The sequence below is a fragment of the Streptomyces minutiscleroticus genome (assembly GCF_014650875.1).
Lineage (GTDB): Bacteria > Actinomycetota > Actinomycetes > Streptomycetales > Streptomycetaceae > Streptomyces > Streptomyces minutiscleroticus.
Map to the genome: position 1 here is coordinate 701,736 of NZ_BMVU01000001.1, position 13,364 is coordinate 715,099.

Genomic DNA, 13,364 nt, shown 5'->3' on the forward strand with positions numbered 1-13,364 from the left:
ACCTTAATCCCCGCCGCCCGGCGGCCGGACTCCTTTTGCGTCCGCCCCGGCGGCCCCGGGATGATCCGCGGGACCGCCGGGCCTACGGTGGTGGGCATGGACAGCGGCCTGGCGGAACTGGACGAGCGGATCACGGGGTGCCGCGCGTGCCCGCGCCTGGTCGAGTGGCGCGAGGAGGTGGCCCGCACCAAGCGCGCCGCCTTCGCGGACTGGACGTACTGGGGCCGCCCCGTGCCCGGCTTCGGACCGGCTGACGCCCCGCTGCTCATCCTCGGACTGGCCCCCGCGGCGCACGGGGGCAACCGGACCGGGCGGATGTTCACCGGTGACCGGTCCGGGGACGTGCTGTACGCGGCGCTGTACGACGTGGGCCTCGCCTCGCGCCCGACCGCCGTGAGCGCCGACGACGGCCTGGAGCTGTACGGCGTGCGCGTCACCTCCCCGGTGCACTGCGCGCCGCCCGCCAACAAGCCGACGCCCGGTGAGCGGGACACCTGCCGGTCCTGGCTGGTGAGCGAGTTGCGGCTGCTGCGGCCGACGCTGCGGGCCGTCGTCGTGCTGGGCGGCTTCGGGTGGCAGGCCGCGCTGCCGGCGTTCGCCGAGGCGGGCTGGACCGTGCCCCGGCCCCGGCCCGTCTTCGGGCACGGGACGCGGGTCGCCCTGGACGGCGGACCCGACCTCTTCGGCTGCTTCCACGTCAGCCAGCGCAACACCTTCACCGGGCGGCTCACCCCGGAGATGCTGCGGGACGTCCTGCGGACGGCCGGGAGGGCGGCGGGGCTCCCCGTCGTCGATGAGGGCGGCGGGACTCACCGTCACCGGTGAGGGCGGCGGGTCCCGCTAGCCTGCCGTGCCTGCCGTGCCTGCCGTGCCTGCCGTATCCGCCGTACCCGGCCGCTCCTTCGCCTCCTGCGGCTGTCGCGCCTCCTCCGGCACCTCGGTCCTTCCGATCCCCTCAGCCCCTTCGGCCCCTCCGGCCCCTCCGGTCCCCTCCGTGTCCCCGAACAGCCGGCGCACCGTGGACCGGTAGTTGGCCCGGACGTGGGAGAGCGCGTGGGCCCGGGCGCGGGCCGGGTCGCCGGAGGCGATGGCGGCGTACAGCTCGCGGTGCTCCTTCAGCAGCTGCGTCCACTCCTCGTTCTGCCGGGTCAGCCAGCGCAGCCGGCCGTCGACCGGCTCCATGACGGAGATCAGCAGGCTGTTGCCGGCCATGGCCAGGATGCGGTCGTGGAAGCGGGTGTTGATGTCGGTGATCGTCTCCGCGTCCCCCGCACGGGTCGCGACGGCGGCTCGGTCGAGCAGTTCCTCCAGCTCGGCCAGGCCGTCCCGCCCGGCGCGGGTCGCGGCGAGCCCGGCGGCGTACACCTCCAGGGCCTCGCGCAGTTCGAACAGCTCCGCGACGTCCGTCGGGGTCAGCCGGCGCACGACGGTGCGGCGCGGCGTCTCGAAGTGCACGAACCCCTCCGCGACCAGCGCCCGGATCGCTTCGCGGACCGGGACGCGGGAGACCCCGAAGCGGTCGGCCAGCTCGCGTTCGACCAGCCGGTCGCCGGGGCCGAGGCGCCCGGCGACGATGTCCTGCCGCAGCGCGGCGAGGACGCGTGCGCGCACCGCGCCCAGGGGTTCCACCGTCGTCATGGGTCCATCCTCGCCCGGCCCCGGGGCGTTTTACGGAGCCGTAACCGCCCGGACACGGCCGGGAGCAACCGGTGGCGAGACCATGACCGGCGGTTTGGTATACCAAACCGTCCTTCCCTCGGTTCCGCACCCGTACAGCGCAAGCGCACCACGCCGCCCTCCGCCCCCTTCCCCATGGAGGCACCGTGTCCCTCGCCGACCCCGCCGAAGCCACCGCCGCACCGGCCTTCGTCCCCGACCCCCGGCTCACCAACGAGGACCTCGCGCCCGCCGCGCGGCGCAAGTGGAAGGTCTTCGACCTCTTCGCCCTGTGGATGTCCGACGTCCACAACCTCGGCAACTACACCTTCGCGGCGGGCCTGCTGGTCCTCGGCATGAACGTCTGGCAGATCTTCACGTCCCTGCTCGTCGGCTTCGTGCTCATCTACATCGGGATGAACATGATGGGCCGCATAGGACAGCGCCACGGCGTGCCGTTCCCGGTCGTCAGCCGTATCGGCTTCGGCGTGTGGGGCGCCAACGTCCCCGCGCTGATCAGGGCCGTCATCGCCATCATGTGGTACGGCATCCAGACCTACCTGGCCTCCGTCGCCGTCAACGTCATGCTGCTCGCCGCCTGGCCGGGCCTGGAGTCCTGGACGCACGGCTCCTTCCTCGGTCTGGACCCGCTCGGCTGGGTCTCCTTCGTGGCGCTGTGGCTGGTCCAGGCGCTGATCATCACGCAGGGGATGGAGTCGGTCCGCAAGTTCCAGGACTTCTGCGGCCCCGCGATCTGGCTCGTGATGCTCGCGCTCGCCGTGTGGATCCTGGCCAGGGCCGGCTGGAGCATCCCGCTCGCCTCCACCCCGCACCCCGTCTCCGCCGGCGAGCAGGTGCGGCAGTGGTTCGGCGCGATCGGGCTGATCCTCGCCACGTACGGCACGCTGATGCTCAACTTCTGCGACTTCTCGCGCTTCGCGCCCGACCACCGCACCGTCCGGCGCGGCAACTTCTGGGGCCTGCCGGTCAACTCGACCGCGTTCGTGGTCCTGTCGGTCGTCGTCACCGCGGGCTCGATCGAGGTGTTCGGCGAGGCCGTCACCGATCCGGCACTGCTGGTCGCCGAGGTCGGCACCACCTGGGTCCTGGTCCTCGGCGCGCTGACCTTCGCCGTCGCCACCATGGGCGTCAACATCGTCGCCAACTTCGTCTCGCCCGCCTACGACCTGGCCAACGTCTGGCCGCAGCGGATCACCTTCAAGACCGGTGGTGTGATCAGTACGGTCGCCGCGCTGCTCGTGACGCCGTGGAACCTGTACTCCAACCCCGACGTGGTCAACTACTTCCTCGGCGGGCTCGGCGCCTTCCTGGGACCGCTGTTCGGCGTGATCATGGTCGACTACTACTGGGTCAAGCGCGGCCGGATCGACGTCGACCAGCTCTTCGACGCCCGGCCGGGGTCCGCCTACTACTACCGCAAGGGCGTCAACCCCAAGGCGCTGTGGGCGTTCCTGCCCTCGGCCGCCGTCGCCGCCGTGCTCGCGCTGGTGCCGGCCTTCGGCGACGTCGCCCCGTACTCGTGGTTCATCGGCACGGCCGCCGCCGCGGGCCTGTACGCGGCGCTGTGCCGGGCCGAGCGGACCGCCGCCCCGGCCCCCGCTCCGGAGCCCGCCCCGGCATCCGCTCCGGGGCCCGTTCCGGCATCCGCTCCGGGGCCCGTTCCGGAGCCCGCCCCCACGTCCGCCGTCGCCGAGCCCGAGGAGGGCTGAGCGACGTGCGGATCGTCGTCACCAACTGCAACACCACACGGGCCATGACGGACGAGATCGTCCGTGGTGCCCGGGCCGCCGCGGGCCCGGGCACCACCGTGACCGGGCTGACCCCGGCCTGGGGGCCGGAGTCGGCGGAGGGCTGGCTCGACAGCCACCTGTCGGCGGCGGCCGTCCTCGACACCCTGCGGACGTACGAGGGCCCGTACGACGCCGTGGTCATGGCCGGGTTCGGCGAGCACGGGCGGGAGGGCGCGCGGGAGCTGGTGGACGTGCCCGTCGTCGACATCACCGAGGCCGCTGCCCACCTCGCCTGCCTGCTCGGCCGCCGCTACGGCGTCGTCACCACGCTCGACCGCTCCCGCGGCCAGATCGAGGACAGTCTCCGCACGGCCGGCGTGGACCGCAACTGCGCCGCCGTCGTCGGCACCGGGCTGCACGTGCTCGACGTGGACGCCTCGCTCCGCACCGAGGAGGCGTTCGTGGCCGCCGCGGAGCGGGCGTGCGCCGCCGGCGCGGAGGTCCTGGTGCTGGGCTGCGCCGGGATGACCGGACTGCGGCGGGCGGTGGCGGACCGGCTGGGGCTCCCGGTGGTCGACGGGGTGGCGGCGGCCGTGAAGCTCGCCGAGTCGCTGGTGGGGCTCGGGCTCACCACGAGCAGGGCGGGCGGTTACGCGAAGCCGCTGCCCAAGCGGCGGTCGTGGGGAGCACCGGCGGACGACAGGCCCTAGGGTGTGAGCCCCTGCCGGCCGCGGAACCCACCACCACGGGGACCGCAGGCGCCAGAGGGGCGAGGAAGAGGCACGGGGCACAGGGTGCGGGGAACAGGAGTACGGATGGACCAGCGCGCGACGGCGTCCGACGCCGCCTTCCTCGACCGGGTCGCCGACCGCCTCGCCGCCCTGCCCGGCGTGCGCGCCGTGGCCCTCGGCGGCTCCCGCGCGCAGGGCACCCACCGGCCCGACAGCGACTGGGACCTGTCGGTGTACTACCGGGGCGGGGGCGGCGGCGCAGGAGACGGCGGGGGCACTGGGGGCACCGGAGTCACCAGGGCCTCAGGGGGCCCCGGAGGCGTCTTCGACCCCGCCGACCTGCGCGCCGTCGGCTGGCCGGGCGAGGTCTCCGGGATCGGCGACTGGGGCGGCGGCGTGTTCAACGGCGGGGCGTGGCTGACGGTCGAGGGCCGCCGCGTGGACGTCCACTACCGCGACCTCGACGTCGTCGAGCACGAGCTGGCGGAGGCGGAGCGGGGCCGCTTCCGCGTCGAGCCGCTGATGTTCCACCTGGCGGGGATCCCGACGTACCTGGTCGTCGCCGAACTCGCGGTCAACGAGGTGCTGCGGGGCGAGGTGCCGCGTCCCGCGGCCTATCCGCCGGCGCTGCGCGCGAGCGCCCCGGACCACTGGTACGGCACGGCCGCGGCCACCCTCGCGTACGCGAAGGGGGGCCACGCCCCGAGGGGAGCCGTCACCCAGGTCGCGGGCGCGGTCGCCCTCGCCGCCCTCCAGACGGCGCACGCGGTGCTGGCGGCGCGCGGGGAGTGGGTCACCAACGAGAAGGGGCTGGTGGGGCGGGCCGGGCTCACCGCGGTCGACGCCCTGGTCCAGGAGCTGACGCCCGTCCCGGACGAGCTGGTCCGTACGGTCACCGAGGCGGAGACGCTCCTGGGCCGGGCGGTGGAGGCGGCCCGGCGGTGTTAGGTTCGAAGGGTGCGCTTCCACGCTGACCTGCACGTCCACTCCAAGTACTCCCGGGCGTGCAGCAAGGACTCCGACCTGGAACACCTGACCTGGTGGGCGCGGCGCAAGGGCATCTCGCTCGTCGGCACGGGCGACTTCACGCACCCGGCCTGGTTCGCGCACCTGCGGGAGAACCTGGTGCCGGCCGAGCCCGGTCTGTTCCGGCTCCGCCCCGAGTTCGACCGGGACGTCGCGGAGCGCCTGCCGCCCGTCCTCGGCGCGGCCGACGTGCGCTTCATGCTCTCGGTGGAGATCTCGACGATCTACAAGCGCGGCGGACGCACCCGCAGGATCCACCACCTCGTCCACATGCCGGACTTCGAGGCCGCCGCCGAGTTCGACCGCCGCCTCGACCGGATCGGCAACATCCGCTCCGACGGCCGCCCGATCCTGGGCCTCGACTCCCGCGACCTCCTGGAGATCACGCTGGAGTGCAGCCCGGACGCCTACCTGGTGCCGGCGCACGTGTGGACGCCGTGGTTCGCGGTCTTCGGCTCCAAGTCCGGCTTCGACGCGATCGAGGACTGCTACCTCGACCTCGCCGGCCACGTCTTCGCCCTGGAGACCGGCCTGTCCAGCGACCCGGCCATGAACTGGCGGATCTCGGCGCTGGACAAGTACCGCATGGTCAGCCACTCGGACGCCCACTCGCCGCCGATGCTCGGCCGCGAGACGACCCTGTTCGACACCGACCTCGACTACTACGCCGTACGCCGCGCCCTGGAGACCGGCGACGGGTACGCCGGCACCGTCGAGTTCTTCCCCGAGGAGGGCAAGTACCACGTCGACGGGCACCGCAAGTGCGGTGTGCGCATGGACCCCGCCGAGACGCGGCGGCACGGCGGCAGGTGCCCGGTGTGCGGGAAGCCGCTGACGGTCGGCGTGCTGAGCCGCGTCGAGGACCTGGCCGACCGGCCCGAGGGGCACCGGCCGGACGGCGTGCCCGACTTCCTCAGCTTCGTGCCGCTGCCGGAGATCATGGGCGAGATCCTGGGCGTGGGGCCGAAGACCAAGAAGGTGTCCCGCGAGGTCGACCGGCTCACGGCCGCCCTCGGACCCGAGCTCGGCATCCTCGGACAGGTCCCGGTCGACGACGTGGCGCTCCAGTCCCCGCTCCTCGCGGAGGCCGTCGCACGGCTGCGGCGCGGGGAGGTGATCCGCGAGGCGGGCTACGACGGCGAGTACGGCGTCATCCGGCTCTTCGAGCCGGGCGAGCTGGAGCGGCGGGCGGGGACGGTGGCGGCGCGTCGGAAGGCCGAGCCGGCGGAGGACGTCCAGCCGCGGTTGTTCTGAGGCCGGGGGCACCGGGACGCCGCGTGCGACGGACCGCCGGCGCGGCCGGCCCCGACCCCTGTTGACCTGGGATGCCGGTGCCGGCCCGCGTCAGTGCCGGGCGAACTGGACGCCGGTCCGCTGGACGGCGTCCGGGCGTACGGCGATCCCCTCGACGGTCAGCCGCTCGCCGTAGATGTCGGTGAGCCGGACCGGGCCGCCGCAGCCGGTGCCGTCGGGGGAGAGGAAGTAGTTGTACTCGGTACGGGTGAGCTGCCGCCAGCCGCCGCCGGTGCCGACCTCGAGGCGGGCCAGCGGGTTGCGGTGGCCGATCGCCTGGATGCCGCACCAGTAGCGGGTGGACCCGGTCTTGTACCGGAGGGAGACCGTGCCGGAGGTGCCGGGGCTCAGCAGGCTCCAGGTGATCCGGATCTCGCCCGCGGAGAGGTCGGCGAGCTCGGCGAACGCCTGCCTGCTGAGGTCGAGCTGCCCGGGCGCGCAGGGCGACGGGCACTCGTTGGTGATCCGGACCGTGACGGAGGCGCCGCCCGAGGCGCGCACGAGCACGTACGCCCCGCACGCCTTGGACGTCTCGTAGTCGGCGGTGTTCATCGCCGCGACCGTCATGTCGGGGCTCGGGCCGAACGAGCACGCGCCGTCGCCGTCCGCGGCGTCGTAGTGGGTGGCGACTCCGTCGTGGTCGACGCCGGGCCCGATCCGGCCGGCGAGCGGCGCGGAGCCGGAGGCCGCCGCCCGGCGGGTGGGCTCGGGCCTGCTCCCGGCCGACCGCCGCGCCGACGGGGTGGCCGTGGCGGCCGACGGGCTCGGGGACGCCGTGGACCGCTTCGGCTCCGGCGTCTCCTTCCGTGCCGGTCCGGACGCCGTCGGCGAGGCGCTCACCCGGGTGTCGGCCGCGGGCGTGCCCCCGGCCCGCACGGTGTCGGCCTCCCCGCCGGGGCGGAGGGCCACGACCAGCGAGACGACGAGCACCGCGGCCGCCACGGCGGCCGTGGAGACGAGGGCGGTGCGCCGCCGCGGGCGGGGCGGTCGGCGGTGGGAACGGGATGCCACGGATGAGTCCTTACGCGATCGGGGAGACACGCTTCCGACTCGTCAGTGGTCGCGGGGGAGGGAAAGGCTGCCGCTGGTTCGGCATTCGTGCGGCAGCATGAATTCCGCCCACACGGTCTTGCCGGGCGCCGCCGGGCGGGGGGAGACGCCCCAGTCGTGTGCGAGGGCGGTGACCAGGAGGAGCCCGCGGCCCGCCTCGGCGTCCGCGCCGGGGGTGTCCGGGGCGGGGAGCCCTTCGCCCCGGGCGTCGGTGACCTCGACGCGGACGACCCCCTCGGCCTCCCCGACGGTGAGACGGAGGCGGAAGTCGCGGCCGGGGACGTGGCCGTGGCGGACCGCGTTCGCGGTCAGCTCCCCGGCGATCAGAGTCACGGTCTCGTTCACGGGCGTCGGGTACGGGTGGCCCCAGTCGTCCAGGCGGTGGGACACCAGCCTGCGCGCGAGCCGCGCGCCCCGCGCGGTCGAGGTGAACCGCATCGCGAACTCGCGGTCGGGGGACGGTGGTTGCGGTGTACGTCCTTGCGGTGGACTCGCCGGTTTCATGGGCTCAACGGTCACGGACCGTGCGTAGCGTTGCCCAGGTGCGACGCGTCGACGGACGGCCGTTGTACGCGGGGGGCGGGCGGCTGTACGCGGGCCGGGGCGTGACGGGTCCCCCGTGCGGCGCGTTGGACGCGGGACGGTCGTGGAGACGGACGGCGCGGGGCGTCCGGGCGGTGTCGGTGCGGTGTCGGTGCGGACGTACGGGAGGTGCCGGGCGTGGGGGAACGGCGGGCGGCGGAGGACGGGCAGGAGTCCGGGGCGGGCGCGGGCATCCTGCACGTCTTCGGGCGGCAGTTGAAGCTGTGCAGGGAGCGGGCGGGGCTGGACAGGGCGGAGCTGGGCAGCCGGGCCGGGTACTCGGCCTCGACGATCGCCTCGTTCGAGCAGGGGAGGCGGATCCCGCCGCCGGGGTTCATCGACCGGGCCGACGAGGTGCTGGGCGCGGGCGGGCTGCTGCTGGCGGGGAAGGAGGAGGTGGCCAGGGCGCAGTACCCGGCGTTCTTCCGGGACGCGGCCAGGCTGGAGACGGAGGCGGTCGTACTCCACGTGTACGCCAACCAGGCCGTGCCCGGCCTGTTGCAGACGGAGGAGTACGCACGCGCGGTGTTCACGATGCGGCGTCCGCTGCTGGACGCGGAGACCGTCGAACAGCGCGTCGTGGCCCGGCTGGCCCGGCAGGAGATCTTCGGTCGGAAACCGATGCCGGTCATCAGCTTCGTGATCGAGGAGTCGGTGCTGCGTCGGCCACTTGGCGGCCGGGGCGTCATGCGGGGACAGTTGGAGCAGGCGCTGTTGCAGGGCCAGAGGCGGAACGTCGAGATCCAGATGATGTCGACGGAACGTGAGGAGCACGCCGGACTGGCCGGTCCGTTCACCTTGATCGAGACCAGGGAAGGACGGAGGATCGCCTATGCAGAGGTGCACAAGGACAGCCGCCTCTACACGGAGCGCGCGGCGGTCCGGGAGTTCGAGGAGCAGTACGGACTTCTCCGGGCAGCGGCGCTCGGTCCGCGCGAATCGCTGGCCTTCATCGAGAAGTTGCTGAGGGATACATGAGCGTCGAAGACCCCGCCGGGGCCGTGCCCGAGTCGGCCTGGACGAAGAGCAGCCACAGCAGCGGCGAGGGCGGCGAGTGCGTCGAGGTCGCCTCCCGGCCGGACGCGACGTACGTCCGCGACTCCAAGGACAGGACGGGCCCCGTGCTCGGCCTCGCGCCGGCGGCCTGGGCGGAGTTCGTCGGGTTCGCCGCCCGACACACCGCGTAGAGCGGCGGCGGCCGCCGCCGCACAGGACACACCGCCGAAATACGCCCGTTCCCCCTTCTTCGAAACTCCTCCGTACCCTCGGCACCACCGACCGCACAGCCCGGCCACCGTCGCCCGAAGGCTCGTCCGCCCTCGACAAGTCGACAGGAGCCCCCGTGCCCCGGCCCGGCGCCCGTGCAGTGATCCCCGCAGTCCCCGAGCCCTCCGCCCTCCCGCCCTGGCTCGCGCACGCGCTGCGCGCGCAGCGCGGGCCCGTACCCTGGAACGCCGTCGTGCGCGGCGCGCTGGCCGCCGGACCGCTGCTGCTGCTCGCCGTGGCGGCCGGACGGCCCTCCGCCGGGGTGATCGCCGCGCTCGGGGCGATGTTCGCCGGGATCAACGACCGGCCCGGCAGCCGCCGGACCGCCGTGCACCGGCTCGGCGTGCCCGCCCTCGCCGGGGCGGCGGGCCTGCTCGCCGGGACGTACGCGGGCCAGTCCCTCGGCGCGGTGCCGCTGACCCTCGTCCTCACCGGACTGGGGTTCGTGGGCGGCGCCGTCAGCGCGGCCGGGCCCGTGGCCTCCGCGGTCGGCACCCAGCTCCTCGTCACCGCCGCGGTCGGCGCCGGGATGCCGCTGCCCGAGAGCGGCCGGCAGCGGGCGCTGCTGCTGCTCGCGGGGGCCGGCTGGCTCCTCCTGCTGCGGCTCGCGCTGCCCACGCCCGCGAACAGGGGAGTGGAGTTCCGCTTCGACGGGGAGCGGGCCGCCGTGGCCGCCGTGTACGAGGCGGTCGCCGCGCTGCTGGCCGCCGCGGGCGGTCCGGGGGCGGGCGCCCGGCGGGCCGCGCTGACGGCCGCCCTCGACCACGCGCAGGACGCCCTCGCCGGACCGCGCCTGCGCGGCCGTGCCGGTGCCGCCGCCGACCGGCGCCTGCGCGCCCAGTACGCCGCCGCCCTGCCGCTCGCCGAGGCCGCGACCGCGCTGGCCTGGGCGGGGGAGGCGCTGCCCGGGCGGGCGGCGCAGGGGCCGCGGCGGCTGGCGGCCGCCGTCCGCACGGGCGGCCCCTGCGGGCCGCTGCCCGCCCCGGCCAGGACCGTGCCCGGACTGCGTGCCCTCGACGACGCCCTGCTGCACGCCGCCGACGCCTTCGACCGGGGCACGGCCGCCGACCTGCACGCCCGGCAGCGGTCGCGGGCCGCGTTCCGGCGCACCGTGCTGGGCGCGGCGGGCCGCGAGTACGGCGTGCGGGTGGCGCTCTGCCTCGGTGCCGCCGCGGCCGTCGCGCAGGCCCTGCACCACGTGCACTGGTACTGGCTGCCCGCCACCGCCGTCTTCCTGGTCAAGCCCGACCTCGGCCCGTTGGTCTCGCGGGTGCTGTGCCGGGCGGCGGGCACGGTCCTGGGCGCCGCCGCCTTCGCGGCCCCGGCGGCCCTGCTCCCGGCGCCCGCGGGGCCGGTCGCGCTGGTGGCGCTGAGCGGCGCCCTCATCCCGGTCGCCACCCGGCACTTCGCCGCCCAGACCGCCGTGGTCACCGTGCTCGTGCTCTCCCTGATCGTGGCGGGCGGCGAACCGCAGGCGTCCTGGGGGCGGATCGGCGAGACCCTGCTGGCCTGCGCGATCGTGCTGCTCGTGGGGCACCTTCCGGCGCCGGGGCGGCACGGCGGCGGCGTCCGGGACCGGCTGGCGCACGCCGCCGAGGCGGCCCGCGCCTACCACCGGCACGTGGTCGGCGGCACGGCGGAGGCCGGCCACCGCGCCGCGGCCCGCTCCACGGCGTACGGCACCGGCGACCGGGCGCGGCGCTGGGCCCTGCGCCGCGAGGCGTACCGCGCCCTGGCCGAGGCGCGCGCCGCGGTCGACCGGGCCGCGGCCGAACTGCCCGCCGTGGCCCGGCACACGGAGGGCACCGGCGAGCTCGCGGCCACGCTCGAACGGCTCGTGGACGCCACCACCGCGTGCGCGGTGCAGCTGGACGACACCGGCCGGCTCACGCCCCGCCTCGCCGCCCGCCTCGGCGAGCTGCTGGACGCCCTCACCGCCCAGCAGGAACGCGAGGGCCTGACGGCCGCGACGGCGAAGGGACCGGTCACCGTGTGAACCCCGGCGCCGCGTCGGTCATACGCCGCACCGGCCACGCGCCGTGTCGGTCGTGCGCCGCGTCGGCGCCGCGTGCCGCACCGGCTGCGTGCCGCGTCGGTCGCGTGCCGTGTCGGCCACGCGTGGCGCCGGTGGTGCGCCGCGTCGGCTGCGTGCCGCACCGGCCACGCGCCGTGTCGGTCGTGCGCCGCGTCGGCGCCGCGTGCCGCACCGGCTGCGTGCCGCGTCGGTCGCGTGCCGTGTCGGCCACGCGTGGCGCCGGTCGTGCGCCGTACTGCCCGCGCGCCGCGTCGGCCACGCGCCGTGCGGCCGCCCCGCCGGAACGCGGCGGCCGCTCCGTCCGCCCCGCCGGAATGCGGCATTCGCACCACCCGCCGGTACGGCCCCGTCGTACGGTGGCGTGATGACGCCGCCGACCGCCCGTTCCGCGAGGGGCCCCGCGGACCTCGTCGTCACCGGGTGCACCGTCCTCGTGCACGACGCGCAGGAGAACGTCGGATTCGCCGAGGACGCCGCCGTCGTCGTACGCGGCGGGCGCGTCGAGGCCGTGACGGGCGCCGCCGCCGCGGCCGGCCTCCCCGCCGCCGAGCGCATCGACGCGCGCGGCCAGGTCGCCCTGCCGGGGCTGATCAACTGCCACACCCACTCGCCGATGACCCTCCTGCGCGGCCTCGCCGAGGACGTGCCGATCGAGGAGTGGTTCGACGACCACGTGTGGGTCGTCGAGTCCCGCCTCACCGACCGCGACGTGGAGCTGGGCGCCCGCCTCGCCTGCGCGGAGATGATCCGCGCGGGCGTCACCTGCTTCGCCGACCACTACTTCGCGATGGACGCCGTCGCGTCCGCCGTGGCGGAGAGCGGACTGCGCGCCCAGCTCGGGCAGGCGTACTTCTCCTCCCAGGGGCCCGAGGGGCGGGAGCGGTCGCTGGACTTCGCGCTGCGCCACCGGGGCGCGGCCGGCGGCCGGATCACCACCGCGCTCGCCCCGCACGCCCCGTACACGGTGGACGAGGCCGACCTCGCCGCGACCGCCCGGCTCGCCCACGAGCACGGCCTGCCCGTCCACCTCCACGCGGCCGAGAACCGCGACCAGACCGAGGCGAGCCTCGCCCGCCACGGGCGCACCCCCGTCGAGGTCCTGGAGCGCACCGGCCTGCTCGGCACCGACCTGCTCCTCGCGCACGGCACCGGCATCCTGGAGCGCGACCTGCCGGCCCTGGCCCGTGCGTCCGGCCGGGTGTCGGTCGCGAGCTCGCCCCGCGGCTACCTCAGGTTCGCCTGGCCCGCCACCACCCCCGTACGGGCGCTGCGCGACCTCGGCATCCCCGTGGGGCTCGCCACGGACGGGGCCGCCTCCAACGGCTCCCTGGACGTGTGGGAGTCCATGGCGCTCCTCGCGCTCGTCCAGAAGCAGGCAGAGGGCGACCCGCGGTGGCTGACGTCCCGCCAGGCGCTGCACCACGCCACGGTGCAGAGCGCGCGGGCGGTCGGGCTCGGCGACGAGATCGGCGGTATCGCGCCGGGCCGCCGCGCCGACATCGTCCTGGTCGACCTGAGCGGCCCGCACACGGCGCCCGTGCACGACCTCGCGGCCACGCTGGTGCACAGCGCCCGCTCCGCCGACGTGCGCACGACGATCGTGAACGGCCGCGTCCTGATGCGCGACCGGAGCCTGCTGACCGTGGACGTGCCGTCCGTCGCGGCCGAGCTGCGGGAGCGGCTCCCGGCGCTGACCGACCGGAGCCGCGGTGGCCGCGTCCAGACGTACGGGAAGGACGGAGGCCGCGGGCGGGACGGAGCCTGAGGCGGCCGGCGTCCCGGCCGACATCCCGGCCGGTCCCCGGCAGGGACGCCGGCCGGGAGCGGCACGGGGGCACAGGGCACGGGGCACGGGTGCGGGGTGCGGAGCGGAAGGCGGCTCCGAGCCGGGCGCGGAGAAAAATCCGGTCCGGTGCGCCGCCGACCGATGAGTTGTGCCCCGCCCGCCGGTCCACCTCGGAAAGGGGACCGCAC

The 13,364-nt window shown here is 75.6% G+C and carries 11 protein-coding genes and 1 pseudogene; 9 read left to right on the forward strand and 3 right to left on the reverse strand.

The genetic code is table 11. The features are described from left to right. Positions 1–96: 96 nt before the first annotated feature. Positions 97–825, forward strand: coding sequence for a uracil-DNA glycosylase (locus IE271_RS02820; RefSeq protein WP_190188479.1), 729 nt, complete (start codon positions 97–99; stop codon positions 823–825). A gap of 165 nt (positions 826–990) precedes the next feature. On the opposite strand, the pseudogene IE271_RS02825 reads toward IE271_RS02820, so the two are convergent. Then, positions 991–1,638, reverse strand: a pseudogene (locus tag IE271_RS02825) (GntR family transcriptional regulator); the annotation flags it as partial. A 185-nt stretch (positions 1,639–1,823) separates the two neighbouring features. On the opposite strand from IE271_RS02825, the gene IE271_RS02830 reads away from it, so the two are divergent. The 4 genes from IE271_RS02830 (at position 1,824) to IE271_RS02845 (ending at position 6,418) form a co-directional block, all read left to right on the forward strand. Further along, positions 1,824–3,386, forward strand: coding sequence for an NCS1 family nucleobase:cation symporter-1 (locus IE271_RS02830; protein ID WP_190188481.1), 1,563 nt, complete (start codon positions 1,824–1,826; stop codon positions 3,384–3,386). Between the two features lie 5 nt (positions 3,387–3,391). Then, the gene (locus IE271_RS02835) at positions 3,392–4,117 is read left to right on the forward strand and encodes an aspartate/glutamate racemase family protein (protein ID WP_190188482.1); all 726 of its coding nucleotides are present in this window, start codon (positions 3,392–3,394) and stop codon (positions 4,115–4,117) included. A gap of 105 nt (positions 4,118–4,222) precedes the next feature. After that, positions 4,223–5,086 carry a nucleotidyltransferase domain-containing protein gene (locus IE271_RS02840; RefSeq protein WP_190188483.1) on the forward strand — a complete coding sequence of 288 codons (864 nt, stop codon included), beginning with the start codon at positions 4,223–4,225 and terminating at the stop codon, positions 5,084–5,086. A 9-nt stretch (positions 5,087–5,095) separates the two neighbouring features. Continuing rightward, on the forward strand, positions 5,096–6,418 hold the full coding sequence (locus tag IE271_RS02845; protein ID WP_229919084.1) for an endonuclease Q family protein: 1,323 nt from the start codon (positions 5,096–5,098) through the stop codon (positions 6,416–6,418). Between the two features lie 90 nt (positions 6,419–6,508). On the opposite strand, the gene IE271_RS02850 is transcribed toward IE271_RS02845, so the two are convergent. Both IE271_RS02850 and IE271_RS02855 read right to left on the reverse strand, forming a co-directional pair. Further along, positions 6,509–7,468: an expansin EXLX1 family cellulose-binding protein gene (locus IE271_RS02850; RefSeq protein ID WP_190188484.1), complete on the reverse strand. Its 960-nt coding sequence runs from the start codon at positions 7,466–7,468 to the stop codon at positions 6,509–6,511. Positions 7,469–7,510: 42 nt separating this feature from the next. Further along, positions 7,511–8,011, reverse strand: a complete 501-nt coding sequence (locus IE271_RS02855; protein ID WP_229919085.1) for an ATP-binding protein — start codon at positions 8,009–8,011, stop codon at positions 7,511–7,513. 216 nt (positions 8,012–8,227) lie between these two features. Between IE271_RS02855 and IE271_RS02860 the strand changes: the two genes are divergently transcribed. The 4 genes from IE271_RS02860 to IE271_RS02875 all read left to right on the forward strand — a co-directional run bounded on the left by IE271_RS02860 (position 8,228) and on the right by IE271_RS02875 (position 13,155). After that, positions 8,228–9,067 (forward strand): helix-turn-helix domain-containing protein, encoded by an 840-nt coding sequence (locus tag IE271_RS02860; protein WP_229919086.1) that lies wholly within the window; start codon positions 8,228–8,230, stop codon positions 9,065–9,067. Beyond that, the gene (locus tag IE271_RS02865) at positions 9,064–9,276 is read left to right on the forward strand and encodes a DUF397 domain-containing protein (protein WP_190188486.1); all 213 of its coding nucleotides are present in this window, start codon (positions 9,064–9,066) and stop codon (positions 9,274–9,276) included. The genes IE271_RS02860 and IE271_RS02865 overlap by 4 nt, the downstream gene beginning before the upstream one ends. 155 nt (positions 9,277–9,431) lie before the next feature. Further along, positions 9,432–11,351, forward strand: a complete 1,920-nt coding sequence (locus tag IE271_RS02870; protein WP_229919087.1) for an FUSC family protein — start codon at positions 9,432–9,434, stop codon at positions 11,349–11,351. Between the two features lie 403 nt (positions 11,352–11,754). Next, complete coding sequence (locus tag IE271_RS02875) at positions 11,755–13,155, forward strand: amidohydrolase (RefSeq protein WP_190188487.1); 1,401 nt, start codon at positions 11,755–11,757, stop codon at positions 13,153–13,155. The last annotated feature ends 209 nt before the right edge of the window (positions 13,156–13,364 follow it).